This is a genomic window from Clostridium sp., from assembly GCF_021443865.1.
Taxonomy (GTDB): domain Bacteria; phylum Bacillota; class Clostridia; order Clostridiales; family Clostridiaceae; genus Clostridium.
The window spans coordinates 69755-90166 of record NZ_JABUTB010000015.1; the positions used below are offsets into that span (position 1 = coordinate 69755).

Genomic DNA, 20412 nt, shown 5'->3' on the forward strand with positions numbered 1-20412 from the left:
AAGCTAAGTTATATGCTGATTGCTTAGAAAAGCAATATGGACAAAGGCCTATAATTTTCATTACTAATGGATTTGAAACTTATATATGGGATGATTATAATCAATATTCAGAAAGAAGAATATATGGTTTTTATAAAAAGGCTGAGCTTCAATTAATGATAGATAGAAGATATAGTAAAATTCCATTAAAGAATATAGATATAAATGATGAAATATCAAATAGATATTATCAAAAGGAAGCAATAATTAATGTATGTGAAGCACTTGAAAAAAGACAAAGAAAAATGCTTTTAGTATGTGCAACTGGTACTGGAAAAACAAGAACTGCTATTTCAATAGTAGATGTTCTTTCAAGACATAATTGGATTAAGAATGTATTATTCTTAGCAGATAGAAAAGCTCTTGTAAAACAAGCGAAAAATAATTTTTCTAAGTTATTACCTAATTTACCATTATGTAATCTTCTTGATAATAGAGATAATCCAGAAGAATCAAGAATGATATTTTCAACCTATCCAACAATGATGAATTCAATAGATGAAACTAAGAGTAAAAATGGGAATAGATTATTTACTCCAGGACATTTTGATTTAATTATTGTAGATGAAAGTCATAGATCTATTTATAAAAAGTTTAAAGCTATATTTGAATATTTTGATGCTTATTTAATAGGGCTTACAGCTACACCAAGAGATGAAATAGATAAGAATACTTATTCTATATTTGACCTTGAAAGTGGAGTACCAACTTATGCATATGAATATGAAAAAGCAGTGGAAGATAAATTCTTAGTAGATTATACAACAATAGAAGTAAAATCTAAGATTATGGAAGATGGCATAAAATATGATGAGCTTTCTGAAGAAGAAAAAGAAGAGTTTGAAGCTACCTTTGATGATGATGAAAATGTAGATAAAGAAATAGGAAATTCAGCTATTAACGAATGGTTATTTAATGCTAATACTATTGATTTAGTTTTAAATAAGCTTATGAGTGAAGGCTTACGTGTTGAAGGTAATGAAAAGCTTGGGAAAACTATAATTTTTGCTAAAAATAGTAGACATGCAAAGGCTATAGTTGAAAGATTTAATAAAATTTATCCTGAATATGGTGGCAATTTTGCTAAAGTAATAGACTATAGTACAAATTATGTTGAAACCTTAATAGATGATTTTTCGGATAAAAATAAAATGCCTCAAATAGCAGTAAGTGTTGATATGCTTGATACTGGTATAGATATTCCTGAAATTTTGAATCTTGTTTTCTTCAAAAAGGTAAGAAGTAAAACAAAGTTCTGGCAAATGATAGGTAGAGGAACAAGGTTATGCCCAGACCTTTTAGGCTTAGGACAAGATAAAGAAAAGTTCTTAATATTTGATTTCTGTAATAACTTTGAATTCTTTAGAGTAAATCCTAAGGGTTTTGAAGGTGGAAAAATGGAATCCATAACAGAAAAATTATTTAATGTTAAAGTAGAATTAATTAAAGAACTTCAAGATTTAAAGTATTCTGATACTGAATATATAGACCTTAGAAAAAGTTTAGTAGAAGAGCTTTTAACTAATATAAAATCATTAAATGAAGAAAATTTCTTGGTTAAAATGAACTTAAAGTATGTTCATAAATATAAAAATAAAAAAGAGTGGGAAGCTTTAAACACAGGTTCAGTTATTGAATTAAAAGATTATGTTGCAATGTTAATAACTCCATTAAATGATGATGAACTAGCAAAAAGATTTGATTTAGTTATGTATAATATACAACTTGCTTATCTTCAAGGTAAAAATGCTACTAAAGGAATTAAGTCAGTTATAAATACAGCAGAACAGTTATCAAAGCTTGGAACAATACCACAAATTTTAGAAAAGAAATATGTTATTGAAAAAGCTATGACAGAAAGCTTTTGGGAAAGTGCAGATATTTTTGAAGTTGATGAAGTAAGAGAATCATTAAGAGATCTTCTTAAATATTTAGAAAAACAAAGTCAAATAATTTACTATACACACTTTAAGGATTTAATAATAGCAGAAGAAAAAAATGATTCTATATATAATATTAATGATTTAAAGAACTATAGAAAAAAGGTTGAGCATTACTTAAATGAACATAAAGATGAAATGGTAATATATAAGCTTAGAAATAATAAGAAACTTTCTAAAGAAGATATAAAACATCTAGAAAATATAATGTTTACTGAACTAGGAAGCCAATCAGATTACCAAAAAGAATTTGGAGATACACCAGTAACAAAACTTATTAGAAATTTGATAGGTTTAGATAGAGAAGCAGCTAATGAAGCCTTTTCAGAGTTTTTAAATAATGAAAACCTAAACTCAAACCAAATACACTACATCAGCTTAATAGTAGATTATATAGTTAAAAATGGAATGATAGACGATAATAGAGTTTTAACAGAAGATCCATTTAGAACAGTTGGAAATATAGTTGAACTATTTGAAGATAACATAGATGTTAGAAGTAAGCTATTAAGTGTTATTAAAGAAATAAAGGATAATGCAATAGAAGTAAGTTAAATGAATATGGTAAAAAACTGGGCCCCAGGGGAATTTCCCCTGAGGGCCCAGTTTTATGAGTATAATATATTAAATGTTCGACTATACTATAATCAATATATTATGTTAAGTAGAGGTATTGAATGGGCAAGAAATTAGTAATGTATTTAATTAATGATAGTAATTATGGTCCAAAGACTATAGATATAGGAAATTGGAGTGGTAGGGGAATATATTCTCCAGTTTCTCATCTTGAGAATATGTTAGAAACTAGAGATGAATATAAGAGGCCAGGAGTGTACTTTTTAAAGTCACCATCTAATAATAGTAATTATAGTGAAAAAATTTATATTGGTGAAGGGGAAGATGTTAGTGCAAGGCTTAAAAAACACTTGGTAGATTCTAATAAAGAATTTGATGAGTGCATAGCATTTATTGGTAAAGATGAGATGTTAACAAAGGCACATATAAAGTATTTAGAAACAAAGTTAATACAGTTAAGTCTAGAATATGGAAATGTAGAGGTTGAGAATATTCAGCAAAGTAATAAGCTTACATCGTTACCAGAAGCTGATCAGAGTGATATGGATTATTTCTTAGAACAAATAAAAATAATATTGCCAACAGTACAATTTAACTGTTTTAGGCCAAATACAATTTCAGTAAATAAAATTAAAAATAAGGATTTAGTACAAAACGAAAATGAAGTTTATTATATTAAAAATAAAGGAATCAAAGCTACACTAATAATAAACGATGAAGGTTATGTAGTAAAAAAAGGTTCTGAATGTATAAAAGAAAATGTTAATTCACTTGCAGTAGATAGGGTGAGATATAAAAATAAATTAATTGATTTAAATATATTAAAAAAACATAATAATATTCTAATATTTGATAAAGATACTATTTTTAAAAGTAGTAGTCAGGCAGCTTCTATTATATTAGGAGCACAAGTATCAGGAACTCAAATTTGGAAAGATAAATTTGGGGTTACATATAAGGAAAACATAGAGAAGAAGCTTGGAGAGTAGAATTGAAAAATTTTACTCTTTTTTGTTTGTATAAATTTAGAATTTAAAAAAAATAGATGCATATATTTTATGGTAAGAAAGAGAACTAAAGATAATAAACTAGTCAACAGTAAGAATGTAACCTAACAAACATTAGTTAATAAATAAAACAACTCGAATGATAGTAAATATATTTAGTTAGGGGAGTTATGATGACTAGTAAATTTTATAATGAAATAGTTAATTCAAAGATAGAAAAAGAGGTTGAATTAGTTTATAAAAAGGGGATAAATACATATTTCCCCAAAAGCATAATAGAACATCCTTTTGAATGTGATGGATATATAGAATCAAATATTCAGTATGATAATACAACTAAAGTTTTAAGATTAATTATGGAGTTCAAGTATGATGAGGATTTTAGTAGAGATATCCAAAAGGCAAAGGTTCTTATCCAGGTTATATATTATTTAAAGAAATTCAATACAGATATACATTATAGTATATTACCAAATATAATATTGGTTGGGGATAAAGATGAATGTTTTGTAATTCATACAAATACAATTATGAAATATTTGTATGAAGATATTGATTGGAGTATTGCACCATCCGAAGCAGCAAATAAAAATCCTAAAGTAGTTTTAAAAATAGCAAAAGATAGAGAAATAAATCCATTTATCTTTAGAGTAGATAAAACATTCTCATTTAAAGATGTAGCTGATAAGATAAAAGAGTTAGCATTGAATATAAAGAGATTTGTTAAGATTACAGAAAATAATATACCATTAATTTATGACTATTTTATATGTAAAGTGATAGTTAATGTAAACAAATATAGTGCAAATGATTTAGTTTATGTTTTTATTAGTTTAATGGTTTCACCAGAAGATTGTTACCCTCACCCAAATAAAAGAAATATATTAGTTTTATCTAATAAAAGAGAAATACAAATAGATGGAAGAGCATATAGAGCATTTATAGAGCATTTTGATAAGCGTTATACATCAAGAGAAAAAGATGTATTTACTGAAATTTCTGATAGGTTAATAGAGGATACTAGGCGTAGATTCAAGGGAGAATTTTATACACCAACTATATGGGCAGATGAGGCTCATATTATGATATCGAAAGAATTTGGAGAAAAATGGAGAGAGGAATATGTTGTTTGGGATTGTTCATGGGGAACTGGTAATTTAACTAGAGATTATGAGTTTAAGGAATTATATTGTTCAACAATTTATGAAAGTGATTTAAGAATAGGAGATAGATATAATATTAATTCAATAAAATTTCAATATGACTTTTTAAATGATGATATTGAATTAATACAAGGGGCTGAATTACTTGAAGAGGTATATAAATTACCTAAAGAACTATTAAAAAGTATAAAAAGTAATAAGCCTATAATATTTTTAATTAATCCACCATATGCAACAGCAAATAATGCAGGTACAAAGGTAGGAGATCATAAAGAGGGTGTTGCAAAGACAAAGGTCAATGAGTTAATGAAAAATGATGAAATGGGAGCATCTTCACAACAATTAATAACTCAGTTCTTATATAGAATATTAAAATTTAAAGAATTATATAATTTGAAGAACATAAATATATGTATATATTCTAATCCAATATATATGTCAGGAAGTTCTTTCAAAGTATTTAGACAAAAATTTTTAAAGAATTTTAGCTTTAAAAGTGGAATGTTATTTAAAGCAAGCTATTTTTCAGGGGTAAAAGAGTCTTGGGGTATAAGTTTTTCCATTTGGAAAAGTGGAGAATCAAATAATATTACTGAGTTTAAGCATACTATAAAAGATTTAATAAATGGGAAAATAATTAGTATAGGAACTAAAATTATTTACAATTTAGACTTAGAAAAATCATTTTCGGATTGGATAAAAGAAGATGTTATAGGTAATAACACTGAAGATACTCCACAGTTGAGTAGTGCAATAAATGTAAAGCAAAAAGGTATCGGAAGAATTATAGATGGTGCATTAGGATATTATGTAAATGTAAGTAATAATGTTTATAAGAATACATCAGATGTATTTTTACTTTCAAGTACATCAACAATGGGACATGGAATATCAGTAACTAAAGAGAATTATATGAAAGTGGTTTCTAATTTTGCAGCAAGAAAACTAGTAACTGGTAAAGAAATTACATGGATAAATCAAAAAGATGAATATATTAAGCCTGATTTAGATAATGAATTATATGAGGAATGGAATAATGATGCAATAATTTATTCAATATTTAATACATCATCAAATCAAAGTTCTTTGAGAAAAATAGAGTATAAGAATAGAATATATAATATAAAGAATGAATTTTTCTTTATGGGTATAGATGAGATGAAAGAGTTAGCAGTTAAGTACGACAATGATGATATTTATAATGATATTAGAAGCTTTGGAGTGGATAGGTATACCTTTACTTTAATGAAGAAAATAAATTTTTCGAAAGAGGCCACTGATGTTTTAAATAAAGCAAAGGAAATAGTAGAAAAAAGCTTCGAATATAGAAAATTATTTAATGAGGACAACCCTAATTATAATATTAATACATGGGATGCTGGATGGTATCAAATAAAAGGTGTTATAAAAGAATTTATGAAAGAAGATTTAGTTAACTTTAATGAGTTATATAAAAAATTAGCGGATAAAATGAAGCCAATGGTATATAAATTGAAAATGTTAAAGTAATAAGTTTAGATAATATTGATGCAATACAGTAGTAATACTTCCAAGTAAAGGAAAGAGGTATTTTAGTAAGAAGGTATATAAGATTAAAAGGTGATAAAAATAGTATTTTTTATCACCTTTAATTTTCCTAGGTTTTTATAATATATAATTAAAGGTATTAATTAGTAATAAGGAAACTAAAAGAATATTATTAAAAGATACTATACTTATTACAAAATACTTTAACTATATAAATAATGAAGAATTTTGGTTATTACTGGAGGAAGAGTTAATAAAAATAAAACTCCAGAGAAGAGAATAATAAGAAAATAATTGATTTAATTTGGATTTCTATTATTGATAGAAGCACTTGGAATAATTATTTAACTAGTGAGCAATTCTACCCAGCTATGAAAAAATTAAAGAGAGACTAATTAAGCTTGGCTATATAAAGTAATGTATAAGTAATAAGCAGTATAAGTTTTTCAAAACAAATGGTATAATAAGGTAAAAAAGTGGTGGGAGGATATGTATGTTAAATAAGAAAAAAATTATTATATTAATTGTAGTATTAAGCTGCTTAATAATGGGATTTGTAGATGCAGTTATAAAACCAGAATATCTTATAAAGTCTTTTATTAAAATAATACTTTTTTCTATACTACCAATTCTATATGCAAAATACAGTGGAGATTTAAATTTATCCTCTTTATTTAAGGTGAAAAGTAAAAAAGAAATAATTATTGCTGTTTCAGCAGGGATAGCAGTATTCCTATTTATATTAGGAGCTTATTTTATTATTGGAAGATTTTTTGATTTTTCAATGGTTACCTCTTCCTTATCAGAAAATATAGGTGTTAATGAAAATAATTTTGTTTTAGTTGCTATATATATTTCTTTTGTTAACTCCTTATTAGAAGAATTCTTCTTTAGAGGCTTTGCATTTTTAAAGTTAAAAGAAGTAGCAAGTAGAAGGTTTGCATATATTTTTAGTTCATTAACTTTTGCACTTTACCATGTTGCTATGATGATTGGTTGGTTTGATATAAGTTTATTTATTTTAACTATAGCTGGGTTATTTGTTGGAGGACTAATTTTTAATTACTTCAATGAAAAGTACAAGAATGTATATGTTACTTGGTTAATACATATGTTTGCAAACTTTGCTATTAATTATATTGGGTTTATGCTTTTTAGTATGGTGTAAAACAGAAAAAAATTTGAATTTATAGGGGGAAATATGAATAAAAAGAAAAGAGAATTCCAGTGGCAGAAAGTCATTTTAATAATCTTATTTATGATTATTGGAGGTGTTTCTGGATTTCTCATAGCTAAATATGTGGATTCAACTAATAGTGGTGGAGAGACACCTTTAAAGGTTTTTATTAATACATTTATTATTATATTACTTATATATATTGCAATAATTCTACAGATTATTATCCATGAAGCAGGACATTTAATAGGAGGACTTATAAGTGGGTATAAGTTTTCTTCATTTAGAGTTTTTAATATTATGTTAATAAAAGAAAATGGAAGCTTTAAATTTAAAAAACTTTCACTAGCAGGAACAGGAGGACAGTGTTTGATGATTCCACCAGAGCTTATAGATGGAAAAGTTCCTTATAAACTTTATAATTTAGGTGGTTCAATATTAAATATAATTACAGCCCTTATATTCTTAAGTTTTTATATATTGGTGTCAGATGTAAAATTCCTTTCGTTTTTTTTCCTTATGATTTCAATTATAGGAATTGCTTTTGCTATTATGAATGGTGTTCCAATGAAGTTTGGTGGAATTAATAATGATGGGGATAATGCATTATCATTAGGAAAAAACAGTTCTGCTCTTAAATCCTTTTGGATACAGATGAAAATCAATGAACTAGCATCAAAGGGAGTACGTATGAAGGATATGCCAGAGGAACTATTTATTATTCCAAGTGATGAGGAAATGAAGAATAGTATTATTGCTACAATATTTGTTTTTAGTTGTAATCGCTTGATGGATGAGAATAAATTTGAAGATGCACATAAGTTAATTAGAAAATATCTTGATATTGATACAGCAATAGTTGGTCTTCATAGAAGTCTTTTAATATGTGATGAAATTTATTGTAAAGCTATAAATGGAAGTAGTAAAGAAGAAATAGATTTATTATTAGATAAAGGACAAAAAAAGTTTATGAAAGCTATGAAAAAGTTTCCTTCTGTTTTACGTACTGAATATGTATATTCTTTAATTATTGAAAAAGACTTAGACAAGGCAAGTAAAATAAGAAAAGAATTTAATAAAATTAGTTTAACATATCCTTATCAGAGTGATATTGAAAGTGAATATGAATTAATAGAAATTGCTGAAAAAATATTAAATAAATAATAACATAAATCTAAACCATAGTATTACAGATTATAAGATAATTTATGGTAAAATTATCTTATAAGTAAGGTAATACTATGTTTTTTTATTTAAAGGGGGATTCATATGCCATTTGAAATAATTCGTAATGATATAACCAAGGTTCATGCAGATGCCATTGTAAATGCAGCCAATACTTCATTACTAGGTGGTGGTGGAGTTGATGGAGCAATTCATGCAGCAGCAGGACCAGAATTTATTAAAGAATGTATTACTCTTGGGGGCTGTAAAGTAGGAGAAGCAAAAATAACTAAGGGATATAAGTTACCAGCTAAATATGTAATTCATACTGTTGGACCAATATGGAGGGGCGGAAACAATAATGAAGAAATGCTATTAACTAATGCTTATAAGAATTCACTTCAATTAGTTAAAGACTATAATTTAGAAAGCGTTGCTTTCCCAATAATATCTGCGGGAGCCTATGGATATCCAAAGGATAAAGCTTTAAAAGTAGCTATTTCTGCCATTAGTGATTTTCTATTAAATAATGATGTAACTATTTATTTAGTTGTATATGATAAAGATACATTTAAAATATCTAGTAAACTACTTTCATCAATAAAACAATATATAGATGATAATTATATAGAAGAAAATTATTATCCTAGAGAAAGATTTGCGGAAAGCGCTATATATGAAAGTAAATGTATAGCTAGTGAAGAAGAATTTAAAATTAGAAACCTTGAAGATATAGTAAAAAATATAGATGAGACATTTTCAGAAATGTTATTAAGATTAATAGATGAAAAAAACATGACAGATGTAGAAGTTTATAAAAGAGCCAATATTGATAGAAGGCTTTTCTCTAAAATTAGAAATGATAAAAATTATAAACCTAAAAAGTCAACTGTAATTGCCTTTGCTATAGCACTAAAACTTAATTTAGATGAAACAAAAGACTTACTTCTAAAAGCTGGCTTTGCCTTATCCCATAGCAGTAAATTCGATATTATTATTGAATACTTTATCGAAAGAAAAGAATATAATATTTTTGAAATAAACGAGGCCTTATTTGCCCTTAATGAAAATACCCTAGGATCATAAGATATAAGAAATAAGTGTAAATACAACATTTATAGCACAGTTGTCGCTTGCTTTGCGACCAAAGATTATTTATAGAATGTTATCCTTAAATCATAAAAAGTGATTGGAGGATAAGGGCATGAAAAACAATTTAGTAGAATTAGTATTTATTTTAGACAGAAGTGGATCAATGTGTGGACTTGAAAAGGATACTATTGGAGGCTTTAATTCAATGATTGAAAGACAAAAGAAGGAAGAGGGGGAAGCTATTGTAACTACTGTGTTATTTGATGATAAGTACGAGTTATTACATGATAGAATTAATATTAAAGGAATATCTGCTATAACTGATAGAGAATATTATGTTAGAGGTACAACAGCTTTATTAGATGCTATTGGAAAAACTATAAAGAAAATAGAAAATGTTCAAAGGAATACTTTAAAAGAGGAAAGAGCTAGCAAGGTTTTATTTGTAATAACAACAGATGGTATGGAGAATTCAAGTAGAATTTACAGCTATGAAAAAATAAAGAAAATCATAGAAGATAAAAAGAAGGAATTTGGATGGGAATTTATATTTCTTGGAGCAAATATTGATGCCGTTAAAGCAGCAGAAAGCATAGGTATATCTGAAGATAGAGCAACAAACTATAATTGTGATAGTGAAGGTACTGCGCTTAATTATAAAGTAATAAGTGAAACTGTAAGTTCACTTAGAGCTAATAAAAATATAGATAGTAATTGGAAGCACAAAATAGAAGAGGATTATAAAAAACGTGGAGGTAAAAATAAATGATTGGGGCCATTATTGGGGATATAGTTGGATCTATATATGAATGGAATAATATAAAAACAAAGGATTTTCCACTTTTTAAGGATAAATGCTTTTTTACAGATGATACTGTTATGACTATTGCTATAGCAGAAGCTTTGATAAAGGGTGGAAGCAAAGATGATTTTATTGTAGCTATGAAAAAATACGGTAGATTATATCCAAATGCAGGTTATGGAATTAGTTTTTATCAGTGGATATTTTCAGATAGTAAATTACCATATAATAGTTTTGGAAATGGTTCAGCTATGAGGGTTTCTTCAATAGCATGGGCATTTAATGAACTTTCCAAGGTGGAAGAATATGCGGAAATAAGTGCTTCTGTAACTCATAATCATCCAGAAGGCATAAGGGGTGCAAAGGCCACAGCTGCTTGTATTTTTCTTGCAAGAAGTGGAAAAAGTAAAGAAGAAATAAAAAGTTATATTGAAAGTGAATATGGATATAATTTAAGTAGAGAACTTTCTGAAATACGAGAAAACTATTATTTTAATGAAACATGCCAAGAAACAGTTCCTGAAGCTATAATTGCTTTTCTTGAAAGTTTAGATTTTGAGGATGCAATAAGAAATGCTATTTCTCTTGGAGGTGATAGTGATACTCTTGCTGCAATAACAGGAAGCATAGCTGAAGGTTTTTATGGTGTTCCAGAAGAAATTATAAATAAAGCATTATCAAAATTAGATAACCAACTACTAAAAGTATATAATGAGTTTTATGAAAAATTATTAAAAGATAAGGAATATATTAAAGGTTAATAAATAAGATATATAGAAAAAATATTGCTAAGGATATTTGTAGTAGTATTTTAATAATAAAGTATAGAAGGGAATATATTTATGAAAATCTTAATTATTTATTGCTCCGAGTATAGAAAAAATACTGAAAAAATTGCACACATATTTAAAGAAAAAGCTGATTGTGATTTAATTAATGTAAAAGATGTTAAAAATATTAATTTAGAAAGCTACAATTTAATTGGATTTGGTTCAGGAGTATATAAGGAAAGTTTATCACCAAAGATGTTTAAGATAATTGATAATCTAAATTTAAAGAATAAAAATACATTTGTATTTTCTACAAGTGGAGTTGGCATGAAATATTATAATAACAAATTAATTAAAGAACTATCTTTAAAAGGAGCAATAAATAAGGGAAGCTTTGCATGTAAGGGAAGCTTTGATGCAAAGGAATTTTCAGATAATAAGGTTTTTGATATTATTAGTAAACTGACTAAGGGACATCCAAATAATAAGGATTTTGAAAAGGCAGAGAAATTTTTCGTGAAGATGATAAGTTTAATTAAATAGGATATTTAGAATTAAGATAATTGAATTTACCTTGCAGATATGATAAGATTAATTCATTGTAATTGTAATATATTTACAATTAGTGCGAGGTGTGTTATGAATAATAACTTAAAGGATAATGATGAGAACAAAGAGGATTTAAGATTTAGAACTTTTGTAGGAATAGTCATTATAGTAATTGCAGTTGGATATTATTTTTATAATATTAATTACAACAGTAGAGGGATTATAAATAAAGTCCTAAACAACATAGAAGGGAAGACTTTAAATAATGACTTTAATAGTAAAATAAAATCTGCAAATCTTTCAACAGATTATAGTGTTGAACAGGCTATAGAGGACATAGAAATTCTAGGCTTAAATACAATTAACCTACCAGTTGTTATTAATATAGATGATATAACCTCAAGTAATGTAAGTATAGATGCAAATAGTTTGGAAAGAGCAAAAATTCTTCTGAAAGAGCTTAATGGTAAAAAAATAAATGTTATCTTAGAGCCATATCCATGGATTGCTAATGGTAGTATGTATGAGACTGATTTTAATCCAATTGATAAAACAGAATTTTTATTGAATTGGAAGGAGGATGTTATTAAACCATTAATAGATGAAGTGGCTATTCCTTATAGAGTAGATGCATTAAATATTGCAACTGGATTTACTCATTTAGAGAATATGGAAGATGAGTTTTGTGAAATAATTGATTTTTCTAGGAAATATTATAAAGGCTTGATTACTTATAGAACTAGTTTTTGGACAACAGCTAGTTGGAAGGATGAAGCTTTAAAAAATCAAGTGGATGAATTAAATGAAAAGTATGAGAAAAAGTTAAATAACAAGATATTTTCTAAAGTAGATTTTATATCTATTGCATCCTATTTTGAATTAACTGATAATGATACTAATACAGTAGATAATCTTGTAGCTGCTTTAAGTTCTTCACAAAGATATAATAGGGAGCAAAATATTAAAGAGCAAGTTGGAAATTTTCATAATAAGTGGGACAAGCCAATTTTCTTTGGGGAATTAGGATTTCCAAGAACTATTAAGGCATCTGTAGAGCCGTGGAATCCATACTTAGATAAAGAAATAAATACACAAGAACAAGCTAATTGCTTCGAAGCTTATAGAAGAGTTTATGAATCAGAGCCATGGTTTTTAGGTTTTTCTATTTTTGCAGTAGGCAATACAGAAGAGGATAAGATGTATTATCCAAGTGCTGAAACTATTGAAGTTATAAATAATTGGTTTAAATTCGAAGATAAATAATTTAATGATTTCTAATAATTTTTATAGAATTCTTAACGAAAGAATTCTAGGGCTTAGAAGAATGGTGAAGATTTCAATAGATGAGGGTATATAAGTTCCAGCATTTATGGAATCAATAATGAACTAATAAGATTGGTGTTTAATTTTCTTATTAGTTCATTATTTTTATATGAAAAAAATGTACAAATGTTTTGAATTTTAAATATATAAAAGTTTCATAAAAAATGGTATTATTATAATAACAATATGTTACATAAATAAAACAAATTATAAAAAAATCATAATTGTTTTATTAGGTTATAAAAATAAGTCTTTATTAAAAAAATAATGTAAAATTGATTTAGCTATTTAGAAGTTAATTAAGTAGGAGGAAATTGTTATGTATAATGTAGAAATTAATGGAGTTCAAATGAAGTTTATAAGAGAGTTCTTTGATAATTATCAAGATGAAAAGGTTAAACTAACTGTTTTAGATGATAAAAACAGAATTAAAATAGTATATTCTGCTGAAACCGATTTAACAGCTGGAGATTTAGAGAAACATTTAAAAAATGAATTTAAGACAAAATCAAAATATGGGACAAGCCTTTATTATACTTTGCATGTAAAATAGCATAGTATGTATGGAAAAAAGCTTATTTTTATAATAGGAGGATAATTTAATGAAATTTGCTAAAGATTTTTTATTTGGAGCAGCATCTGCCTCATATCAAGTCGAAGGGGCATGGAATGAAGATGGAAAAGGTGTATCTAACTGGGATGTATTTTCTAAGATACCTGGAAAAACTTTTGAAGGTACTAATGGAGATGTAGCAGTAGATCATTATCATAGATACAAGGAAGATATAAAATTAATGGCTGAAATGGGATTAGAATCTTATAGATTTTCTATTTCATGGCCAAGAATTATACCTAATGGTACTGGAGAAGTTAATCCTAAAGGATTAGAATTCTACAATAATATTATTGATGAATGTTTAAAGTATGGAATAGTTCCATTTGTAACATTATATCATTGGGATTTACCACAAGTTTTAGAAGAAAAGGGTGGTTGGCTTAATAAAGATACAGTAGAAGCTTTTGTTAATTATGCAGAAGTATGTTATAAGGCTTTTGGTGATAGAGTTAAGCATTGGATTACTTTTAATGAAACAGTTGTATTTTGTAGTTTAGGATATTTAGCAGGAGCTCACCCACCAGCAATAGTTGGGGATGTAAATAAATACTTCCAAGCAACTCACAATGTATTCTTAGCTCATGCAAAATCTATTGAATTATATAAATCATTAAAACAATATGGAGAAATTGGAATTACTCATGTATTTTCTCCAGCATTTAGCGTAGATGATAAGGAAGAAAATATTATAGCTGCAAAACATGCAAATGAATTAGAACTTAAATGGTACTATGATCCAATATTAAAGGGAGAATATCCTAAATATGTTGTGGACCATCTTTCTAAAAATGGAATTAATATAGATTGGACAGATGAAGAGTTAGAAATAATAAAAAATGCTGCTGATAAAAATGATTTTATGGGATTAAATTATTATCAACCTCAAAGAGTTATGAAAAATAATGTAGATGATATTGTTGAAAGAAGTAGAGAAAATTCTACAGGGGCACCGGGAAATCCTTCCTTTGATGGCTTCTATAGAACTGTAAAGATGAATGATAAAAAGTATACTAAATGGGGATGGGAAATATCACCTGAAGCATTTTTATATGGTCTTAAAATGTTAAAAGAAAGATATGGTGATATTAAAATATATATCACAGAAAATGGATTGGGAGATGAAGATCCAATTATTGAAGGTGAAATTGTTGATATCCCTAGAATAAAATTTATTGAAACTCATTTATCTGCAGTTAAGAATGCAATTAAAGAAGGAATTAATGTAAAAGGATATTATGCATGGTCTGTAATAGATTTATTAAGCTGGCTTAATGGATATAAAAAACAATATGGATTCATATATGTTGACCATAAGGATAACTTAAAAAGAAAGAAAAAAGCCTCATTTTATTGGTATAAGAACATAATAAAAACTAGAGGAGAGCATATTTAAATATAACAAGAGTTAGGCTGAAATCTTTACACTATAGATTTCAGCCATTTTTTGAATTATACTTATTAAGAAGTGATGCAAACAGCTAAGCTTTAAAAAAATTAAAATGAATATTTTAAAACAACTATTCATTACTATAATTAAAGGAGATAGGATATGTTTAGTTATAATAAAATACAAAATCTAAACGAATTAGAACTATCATTATATAACTATATTATGAAAAATAGTGAAAAGGTTATTTATATGAGAATAAGGGAACTTGCTAATGAAGCACATGTTTCTACAACAACTATATTAAGATTTTGTAAAAAGTTGGACTGTGAAGGATTTTCAGAATTTAAAGTCAAATTTAAAATGTATTTAGAACAATCAGAGGGTAAAAACTTAGCTGATAATACCTCTATGATAATAGATTTTTTGAAAAAAGCTCAAGGAGCTGAATATAGAGAAAAAATAGATTTAGTTTGTAGTGAACTAGATAAGGCAAGCACAATTATTATTGTAGGAATAGGATTTTCAGGAATACTTTCTAAATATGCTGCTAGATATCTTTCAGCTATAGGAAAAAACGCTTTATACATAGATGATCCTTTTTATCCATTAAATTTTAAATATAGTGAAAATTATATAACTATTGCATTTTCTGTTTCCGGAGAAACACCAACAGTAATAGAGCATATAAATAGGCTAAAGAGAAAAGGAAGTAAGATAATAAGCATTACTAATAATGAAGATTCAACATTATCAAAAATATCTGATGTTAATATTGGATACTATGTACAACAAGAAAAAACAGAAGATTTTGATATTACAACGCAAATACCAGCTCTATATATTATAGAGACCATAGGAAGAAAATTGTATAAGACTAAAAAGGAGTAGATACAGGTTCTACTCCTTTTCCTTATTATTTTTTAATTTATGATTTACTAAAATTGAATTCTTTTTGAGGAACAATTTGTTATTTTTATGGAACAAATTATATAAATTATATACTTGTTTTTTTAAACCTGGAAATGATTACAAAGGAAATTAGATAATGTATAATGAGAACATCAAGAAGGATTGGAGGAGTGAAAGGTGATTTACGATAAACTTGATAAATTTAAGGAAGGGTTCTTATGGGGAAGTGCTTCTGCAGCATATCAAGTTGAGGGATCTTATGATATAGATGGAAAGGGACCTAGTATTTGGGATAAGTTTTCGGAAATTCCTGGAACTACCTATAAAGGAACTAATGGAAAGGTTGCAGTAGATCATTATAAAAGATTTAAGGAAGATGTAGCTTTAATGAAAGAAGTGGGCCTTAAAGCATATAGATTTTCAATTGCTTGGAGCAGAATTTACCCTAAGGGTAGAGGAGAAGTAAATGAAAAGGGATTGGAATTTTATGATGAATTAATTGATGAACTTATTGCAAAGGATATTAAGCCTATTATTACTATATATCATTGGGATTTACCACAATATCTTCAAGATCTCTATGGAGGTTGGGAATCTAGAGAAATCATAGATGACTTTAATAATTACTGTATAACCTTATACAAAAGGTACGGGAAAAAAGTTAAATATTGGGTAACTCTTAACGAGCAGAATATATTTATGCTCTTAGGTTACAAAATAGGAATTCATCCACCAGGAGTGAAAGATGAAAAAAGGATGCTTAAAGCAAATCACATAGCTAGTTTAGCTAATGCAAAAGCAATAGTATCTTTTAGAGAGTATGTAACTAATGGTATGATTGGTCCAAGCTTTGCTTTTACACCCAACTATGCTTACTCCTGTAAACCTGAAGATGTTTTAGCTAGAGAAAATGCAGAAGATATGAATTGTCATTGGTGGTTAGATGTATATTGCTTTGGTAATTATCCAGCATTTGCCTTAAGCACTTATGAAAAACAAGGAATAGCACCAGAAATAGAAGATGGGGATTTAGAATTATTAGAAAGAGGAAAGCCAGATTTTATAGGAATAAATTATTATAGAAGTGAAACTGTAGAATCAAATCCTTTAGATGGGGTTAGTGATTTTGAGGAAATAAATACATCAGGTAAAAAGGGAACCTCTAAGGGATATGGAATTCCAGGGAATTTTAAATCAGTTAAAAATCCTTATTTAGAAAGAACAAATTGGGATTGGGAAATAGATCCAACAGGTTTAAGGGTAGGAATTAGAAGGATAAATAGCAGATATAGATTACCTATATTAGTGACAGAAAATGGTCTTGGCGAATTTGATAGCCTAGAAGAAAATGATGTGATAAATGATGATTATAGAATTGAATTTATCAAAAACCATATACTTGCATGTAGAGAAGCTATTACTGATGGAGTTGAATTACTGGGATATTGCACCTGGTCATTTACAGATCTTCTTAGTTGGCTAAATGGATATCAAAAAAGATATGGTTTTGTATATGTAAATAGGGATGAAAATCATGAAAAGGATTTAAGAAGAATAAAAAAGAAAAGTTTTTATTGGTACAAAAATGTTATAAGAACTAATGGCGAAGAGCTATAGTTATATATATTTAGGGGGTATTGTTATGAAAAAGATATTATTAGTTTGTGCAGCAGGAATGTCAACAAGTTTATTAGTAAATAAAATGAAGGCAGCAGCAAAAGAAAAAGGAATTGAAATAAGCATAGATGCTTTACCAGTATCAGAATGTTCAAGTGTTATTGATACTGTTGATATAGTTTTACTTGGACCACAAGTAAGGTTCCAAAAACCTCAAGTAGATGCTTTAGTTAATGGTAGAATACCAGTAGAAGTTATAGATATGAGATTATATGGAACTATGAATGGAAAAGCAATATTAGAAGGTGTATTAAAAACTCTTGGAGTTTAATAAACAACAAGAGGATTAATAAATATAAAATTTTAAGGGGGAAAACACAATGAGCTTTATGACAAAATTAGAAAATAGCATGGAAAGAATACTTGTTCCAATTGCAACAAAATTAAATGCCCAAAGACATGTTTGTGCAGTTAGGGACGCATTTATCTTAACCTTCCCATTAACAATGGCAGGTTCTTTAATGGTATTAATAAATAATGTTTTACTTCATCCAGATGGATTTATAGCAAATCTTTTAAATTTAGGTGAATTAATACCTAACTTAGCAGATTACCAAGCTATATTTGCACCAGTACTTAATGGATCTTTAAACATTTTAGCAATTTTAATAGTATTTTTAATCGCAAGGAATCTTGCTAGATCCTTAGGCGCTGATGATTTATTAACTGGTTTAACAGCGGTATCAGTATTCTTTATAATGTACCCAGCAGCAGTTGATGGAAATCTTACAATGCAATATATGGGACCTCAAGGTTTATTCGTTTCTTTAATAATAGGTTTATTAGTTGGTGAAATTTTATCAAGACTTTCTAAGACACCTAAACTAGAAATAAAAATGCCTGAACAAGTTCCTCCAGCAGTTGCTAGAACATTTAAGATATTATTACCAATAATAATAGTAACAGTTGGTTTCTCAGTTCTTAACTTTATATTAGGTAAAGTTACTAATGGTGGTGGAATTCATACTATAGTTTATAATGTATTACAAGCACCATTAACTAAGCTTGGAGATAGTATTGTATCAGTAGTAATTATGGCTTTAGTATCAAACTTATTATGGATCATGGGTATTCATGGACCAAACACTATTGCAGCAGTAAGAGATACTATGTTTGCTGAAGCAAATGCTGCTAACTTAGCTTATGCACAAGCTAATGGAACAGCATGGGGAGCACCTTTCCCAACAACTTGGCAATTAGTAGATGGATTCTCTAACTATGGTGGATCAGGTATGACTTTAGGATTAGTAATAGCTATCTTTATCTTCTCAAGAGCGAAGGATCAAAAAGATATAGCTAAGTTATCTTTAGCACCTGGACTATTCAATATTAATGAATCAGTAATATTTGGTTTACCAATAGTATTAAACCCAATATTTATTATACCTTTCTTAATAGTTCCAATAGTAAATCTTCTTATTGGATATGGTGCAATGGTAGCGAAGATTATTCCACCTATTGCATATTCAGTTCCTTGGACTACTCCAGGACCACTTATACCTTTCGTAGGAACAGGTGGAGAATTTATGGGTCTTGTAGTTGGATTTGTATGTTTAGCAGTAAGTGTATTAATTTATGCACCTTTCGTTATAGCATCTAATAAAGCAGCTGCAAAGGCTGAAGAAGGATTAGATTCAAACGTAAAATCTATGTAATAGATAGGAGAAAGATAAAATGGATGAACTAGAATTAGTAGCTTTTGAAATAATAAGCAATGTTGGGATGGCTAAATCTTTGGCAATGGAAGCAATAAGGGAAGCTAGAGAAGGAAATTTTGAAGAAGCAGAAAAAAAGGTTGATGAAGCTAAGGGATTTTTGCTAGAAGGACATCATGCCCATTCTGGTTTAATTCAAAATGAAGCAAATGGAAAAAAACTAGAGTTTTCTTTAATAATAATGCATGCAGAAGATCAACTTATGAGTGCGGAAACAATTAAGGATATAGCTATAGAATTAATTGAAATGAATAAAGAAATTAAAAGTAAATAATATACATTTCAAATATACATTAAAAGCCATTATGAGATTTTCTCCTAATGGCTTTTTAATTTTTTTAGTACTTTTAGCATATAGTAATTGTGTATGTAAATTTAAAGATAAAATTTTATATAAGAAGAGTATAATTTTATAGAAAAAAACTTGTTGATAAAAATTTAAAAATATATAATTGTAAAATAAATATAAATACATAGATAGGGGAGTAAGGGGACAGGTATGGTTGAGATAATTAATAATTTAGATATAAGTATTCTAAATTTTATTAGAAATAATTTTTCTAATTTATTTATGGATAAACTTATGGTAGTTATAACAAGTTTAGGAGATAGAGGGCTTATATGGATAGCAATGGCATTAATACTATTAGCTATTAAGAAATATAGAAAAATAGGAATAATTTTATTAATAGCACTACTAATAACATCTTTAATTGGAGAGGGGATAATTAAGAATATAGTTCAAAGGCCAAGAGCTTTCCTTAGCTATCCAGATATAAGGCTATTAATAAATCCACCAGAATCTTTTTCTTTTCCATCTGGGCATACAGCTTCATCCTTTGCAGCAGCTTTTGTGTTAAGTCATTATTTTAAAAAGTGGAATTTTTTATTTTACTTTTTAGCTATATTAATTGCATTCTCAAGATTATATCTTTTTGTTCACTATCCATCAGATATAATATTTGGAATAATATTA

18 protein-coding genes are annotated in these 20412 nt (G+C 27.5%); all 18 read left to right on the forward strand.

Features of this window, described 5'->3' with window-relative positions; genetic code table 11:
* Positions 1 to 2534: DEAD/DEAH box helicase family protein (locus HUJ77_RS04125; protein ID WP_291707308.1), on the forward strand; the 2534-nt coding region annotated here is incomplete at its 5' end.
* Positions 2535 to 2656: 122 nt separating this feature from the next.
* A complete protein-coding gene (locus HUJ77_RS04130) occupies positions 2657 to 3544 on the forward strand; it encodes a GIY-YIG nuclease family protein (RefSeq protein ID WP_291707309.1) in 888 nt (295 codons plus the stop codon).
* Between the two features lie 191 nt (positions 3545 to 3735).
* A complete protein-coding gene (locus tag HUJ77_RS04135; protein ID WP_291707310.1) occupies positions 3736 to 6234 on the forward strand; it encodes a hypothetical protein in 2499 nt (832 codons plus the stop codon).
* A 511-nt stretch (positions 6235 to 6745) separates the two neighbouring features.
* Positions 6746 to 7420, forward strand: coding sequence for a type II CAAX endopeptidase family protein (locus HUJ77_RS04140; protein WP_291707311.1), 675 nt, complete (start codon positions 6746 to 6748; stop codon positions 7418 to 7420).
* 33 nt (positions 7421 to 7453) lie between these two features.
* Positions 7454 to 8593 (forward strand): hypothetical protein, encoded by a 1140-nt coding sequence (locus HUJ77_RS04145; RefSeq protein WP_291707312.1) that lies wholly within the window; start codon positions 7454 to 7456, stop codon positions 8591 to 8593.
* A gap of 105 nt (positions 8594 to 8698) precedes the next feature.
* On the forward strand, positions 8699 to 9679 hold the full coding sequence (locus tag HUJ77_RS04150) for a macro domain-containing protein (protein ID WP_291707313.1): 981 nt from the start codon (positions 8699 to 8701) through the stop codon (positions 9677 to 9679).
* A gap of 118 nt (positions 9680 to 9797) precedes the next feature.
* Positions 9798 to 10454 (forward strand): hypothetical protein, encoded by a 657-nt coding sequence (locus HUJ77_RS04155; RefSeq protein WP_291707314.1) that lies wholly within the window; start codon positions 9798 to 9800, stop codon positions 10452 to 10454.
* Positions 10451 to 11248 (forward strand): ADP-ribosylglycohydrolase family protein, encoded by a 798-nt coding sequence (locus tag HUJ77_RS04160; RefSeq protein WP_291707315.1) that lies wholly within the window; start codon positions 10451 to 10453, stop codon positions 11246 to 11248. The genes HUJ77_RS04155 and HUJ77_RS04160 overlap by 4 nt, the downstream gene beginning before the upstream one ends.
* 81 nt (positions 11249 to 11329) lie before the next feature.
* Complete coding sequence (locus tag HUJ77_RS04165; protein WP_291707316.1) at positions 11330 to 11800, forward strand: flavodoxin domain-containing protein; 471 nt, start codon at positions 11330 to 11332, stop codon at positions 11798 to 11800.
* Positions 11801 to 11896: 96 nt separating this feature from the next.
* Positions 11897 to 13069 carry a hydrolase gene (locus tag HUJ77_RS04170; RefSeq protein ID WP_291707317.1) on the forward strand — a complete coding sequence of 391 codons (1173 nt, stop codon included), beginning with the start codon at positions 11897 to 11899 and terminating at the stop codon, positions 13067 to 13069.
* 379 nt (positions 13070 to 13448) lie between these two features.
* Positions 13449 to 13682, forward strand: coding sequence for a hypothetical protein (locus tag HUJ77_RS04175; RefSeq protein ID WP_291707318.1), 234 nt, complete (start codon positions 13449 to 13451; stop codon positions 13680 to 13682).
* Between the two features lie 49 nt (positions 13683 to 13731).
* A complete protein-coding gene (locus HUJ77_RS04180) occupies positions 13732 to 15138 on the forward strand; it encodes a GH1 family beta-glucosidase (RefSeq protein WP_291707319.1) in 1407 nt (468 codons plus the stop codon).
* 156 nt (positions 15139 to 15294) lie between these two features.
* Complete coding sequence (locus HUJ77_RS04185) at positions 15295 to 16023, forward strand: MurR/RpiR family transcriptional regulator (protein ID WP_291707320.1); 729 nt, start codon at positions 15295 to 15297, stop codon at positions 16021 to 16023.
* A 198-nt stretch (positions 16024 to 16221) separates the two neighbouring features.
* Positions 16222 to 17661 carry a glycoside hydrolase family 1 protein gene (locus tag HUJ77_RS04190; protein WP_291707321.1) on the forward strand — a complete coding sequence of 480 codons (1440 nt, stop codon included), beginning with the start codon at positions 16222 to 16224 and terminating at the stop codon, positions 17659 to 17661.
* Positions 17662 to 17686: 25 nt separating this feature from the next.
* Complete coding sequence (locus HUJ77_RS04195) at positions 17687 to 17992, forward strand: PTS sugar transporter subunit IIB (RefSeq protein ID WP_291707322.1); 306 nt, start codon at positions 17687 to 17689, stop codon at positions 17990 to 17992.
* Positions 17993 to 18041: 49 nt separating this feature from the next.
* Positions 18042 to 19376, forward strand: coding sequence for a PTS sugar transporter subunit IIC (locus HUJ77_RS04200; RefSeq protein WP_291707323.1), 1335 nt, complete (start codon positions 18042 to 18044; stop codon positions 19374 to 19376).
* A gap of 19 nt (positions 19377 to 19395) precedes the next feature.
* Positions 19396 to 19710, forward strand: coding sequence for a PTS lactose/cellobiose transporter subunit IIA (locus HUJ77_RS04205; RefSeq protein ID WP_291707324.1), 315 nt, complete (start codon positions 19396 to 19398; stop codon positions 19708 to 19710).
* A 225-nt stretch (positions 19711 to 19935) separates the two neighbouring features.
* The coding region (locus HUJ77_RS04210; RefSeq protein WP_291707325.1) for a phosphatase PAP2 family protein at positions 19936 to 20412 on the forward strand (477 nt) is incomplete at its 3' end.

Coding starts and splice junctions, on each gene's coding strand:
- HUJ77_RS04180 (WP_291707319.1), top strand. CDS start 13,732: ATGAAATTTGCTAAAGATTTTTTATTTGGAGCAGCATCTGCCTCATAT.
- HUJ77_RS04140 (WP_291707311.1), top strand. CDS start 6,746: ATGTTAAATAAGAAAAAAATTATTATATTAATTGTAGTATTAAGCTGC.
- HUJ77_RS04130 (WP_291707309.1), top strand. CDS start 2,657: ATGGGCAAGAAATTAGTAATGTATTTAATTAATGATAGTAATTATGGT.
- HUJ77_RS04150 (WP_291707313.1), top strand. CDS start 8,699: ATGCCATTTGAAATAATTCGTAATGATATAACCAAGGTTCATGCAGAT.
- HUJ77_RS04145 (WP_291707312.1), top strand. CDS start 7,454: ATGAATAAAAAGAAAAGAGAATTCCAGTGGCAGAAAGTCATTTTAATA.
- HUJ77_RS04165 (WP_291707316.1), top strand. CDS start 11,330: ATGAAAATCTTAATTATTTATTGCTCCGAGTATAGAAAAAATACTGAA.
- HUJ77_RS04135 (WP_291707310.1), top strand. CDS start 3,736: ATGACTAGTAAATTTTATAATGAAATAGTTAATTCAAAGATAGAAAAA.
- HUJ77_RS04195 (WP_291707322.1), top strand. CDS start 17,687: ATGAAAAAGATATTATTAGTTTGTGCAGCAGGAATGTCAACAAGTTTA.
- HUJ77_RS04160 (WP_291707315.1), top strand. CDS start 10,451: ATGATTGGGGCCATTATTGGGGATATAGTTGGATCTATATATGAATGG.
- HUJ77_RS04200 (WP_291707323.1), top strand. CDS start 18,042: ATGAGCTTTATGACAAAATTAGAAAATAGCATGGAAAGAATACTTGTT.
- HUJ77_RS04175 (WP_291707318.1), top strand. CDS start 13,449: ATGTATAATGTAGAAATTAATGGAGTTCAAATGAAGTTTATAAGAGAG.
- HUJ77_RS04205 (WP_291707324.1), top strand. CDS start 19,396: ATGGATGAACTAGAATTAGTAGCTTTTGAAATAATAAGCAATGTTGGG.
- HUJ77_RS04185 (WP_291707320.1), top strand. CDS start 15,295: ATGTTTAGTTATAATAAAATACAAAATCTAAACGAATTAGAACTATCA.
- HUJ77_RS04170 (WP_291707317.1), top strand. CDS start 11,897: ATGAATAATAACTTAAAGGATAATGATGAGAACAAAGAGGATTTAAGA.
- HUJ77_RS04155 (WP_291707314.1), top strand. CDS start 9,798: ATGAAAAACAATTTAGTAGAATTAGTATTTATTTTAGACAGAAGTGGA.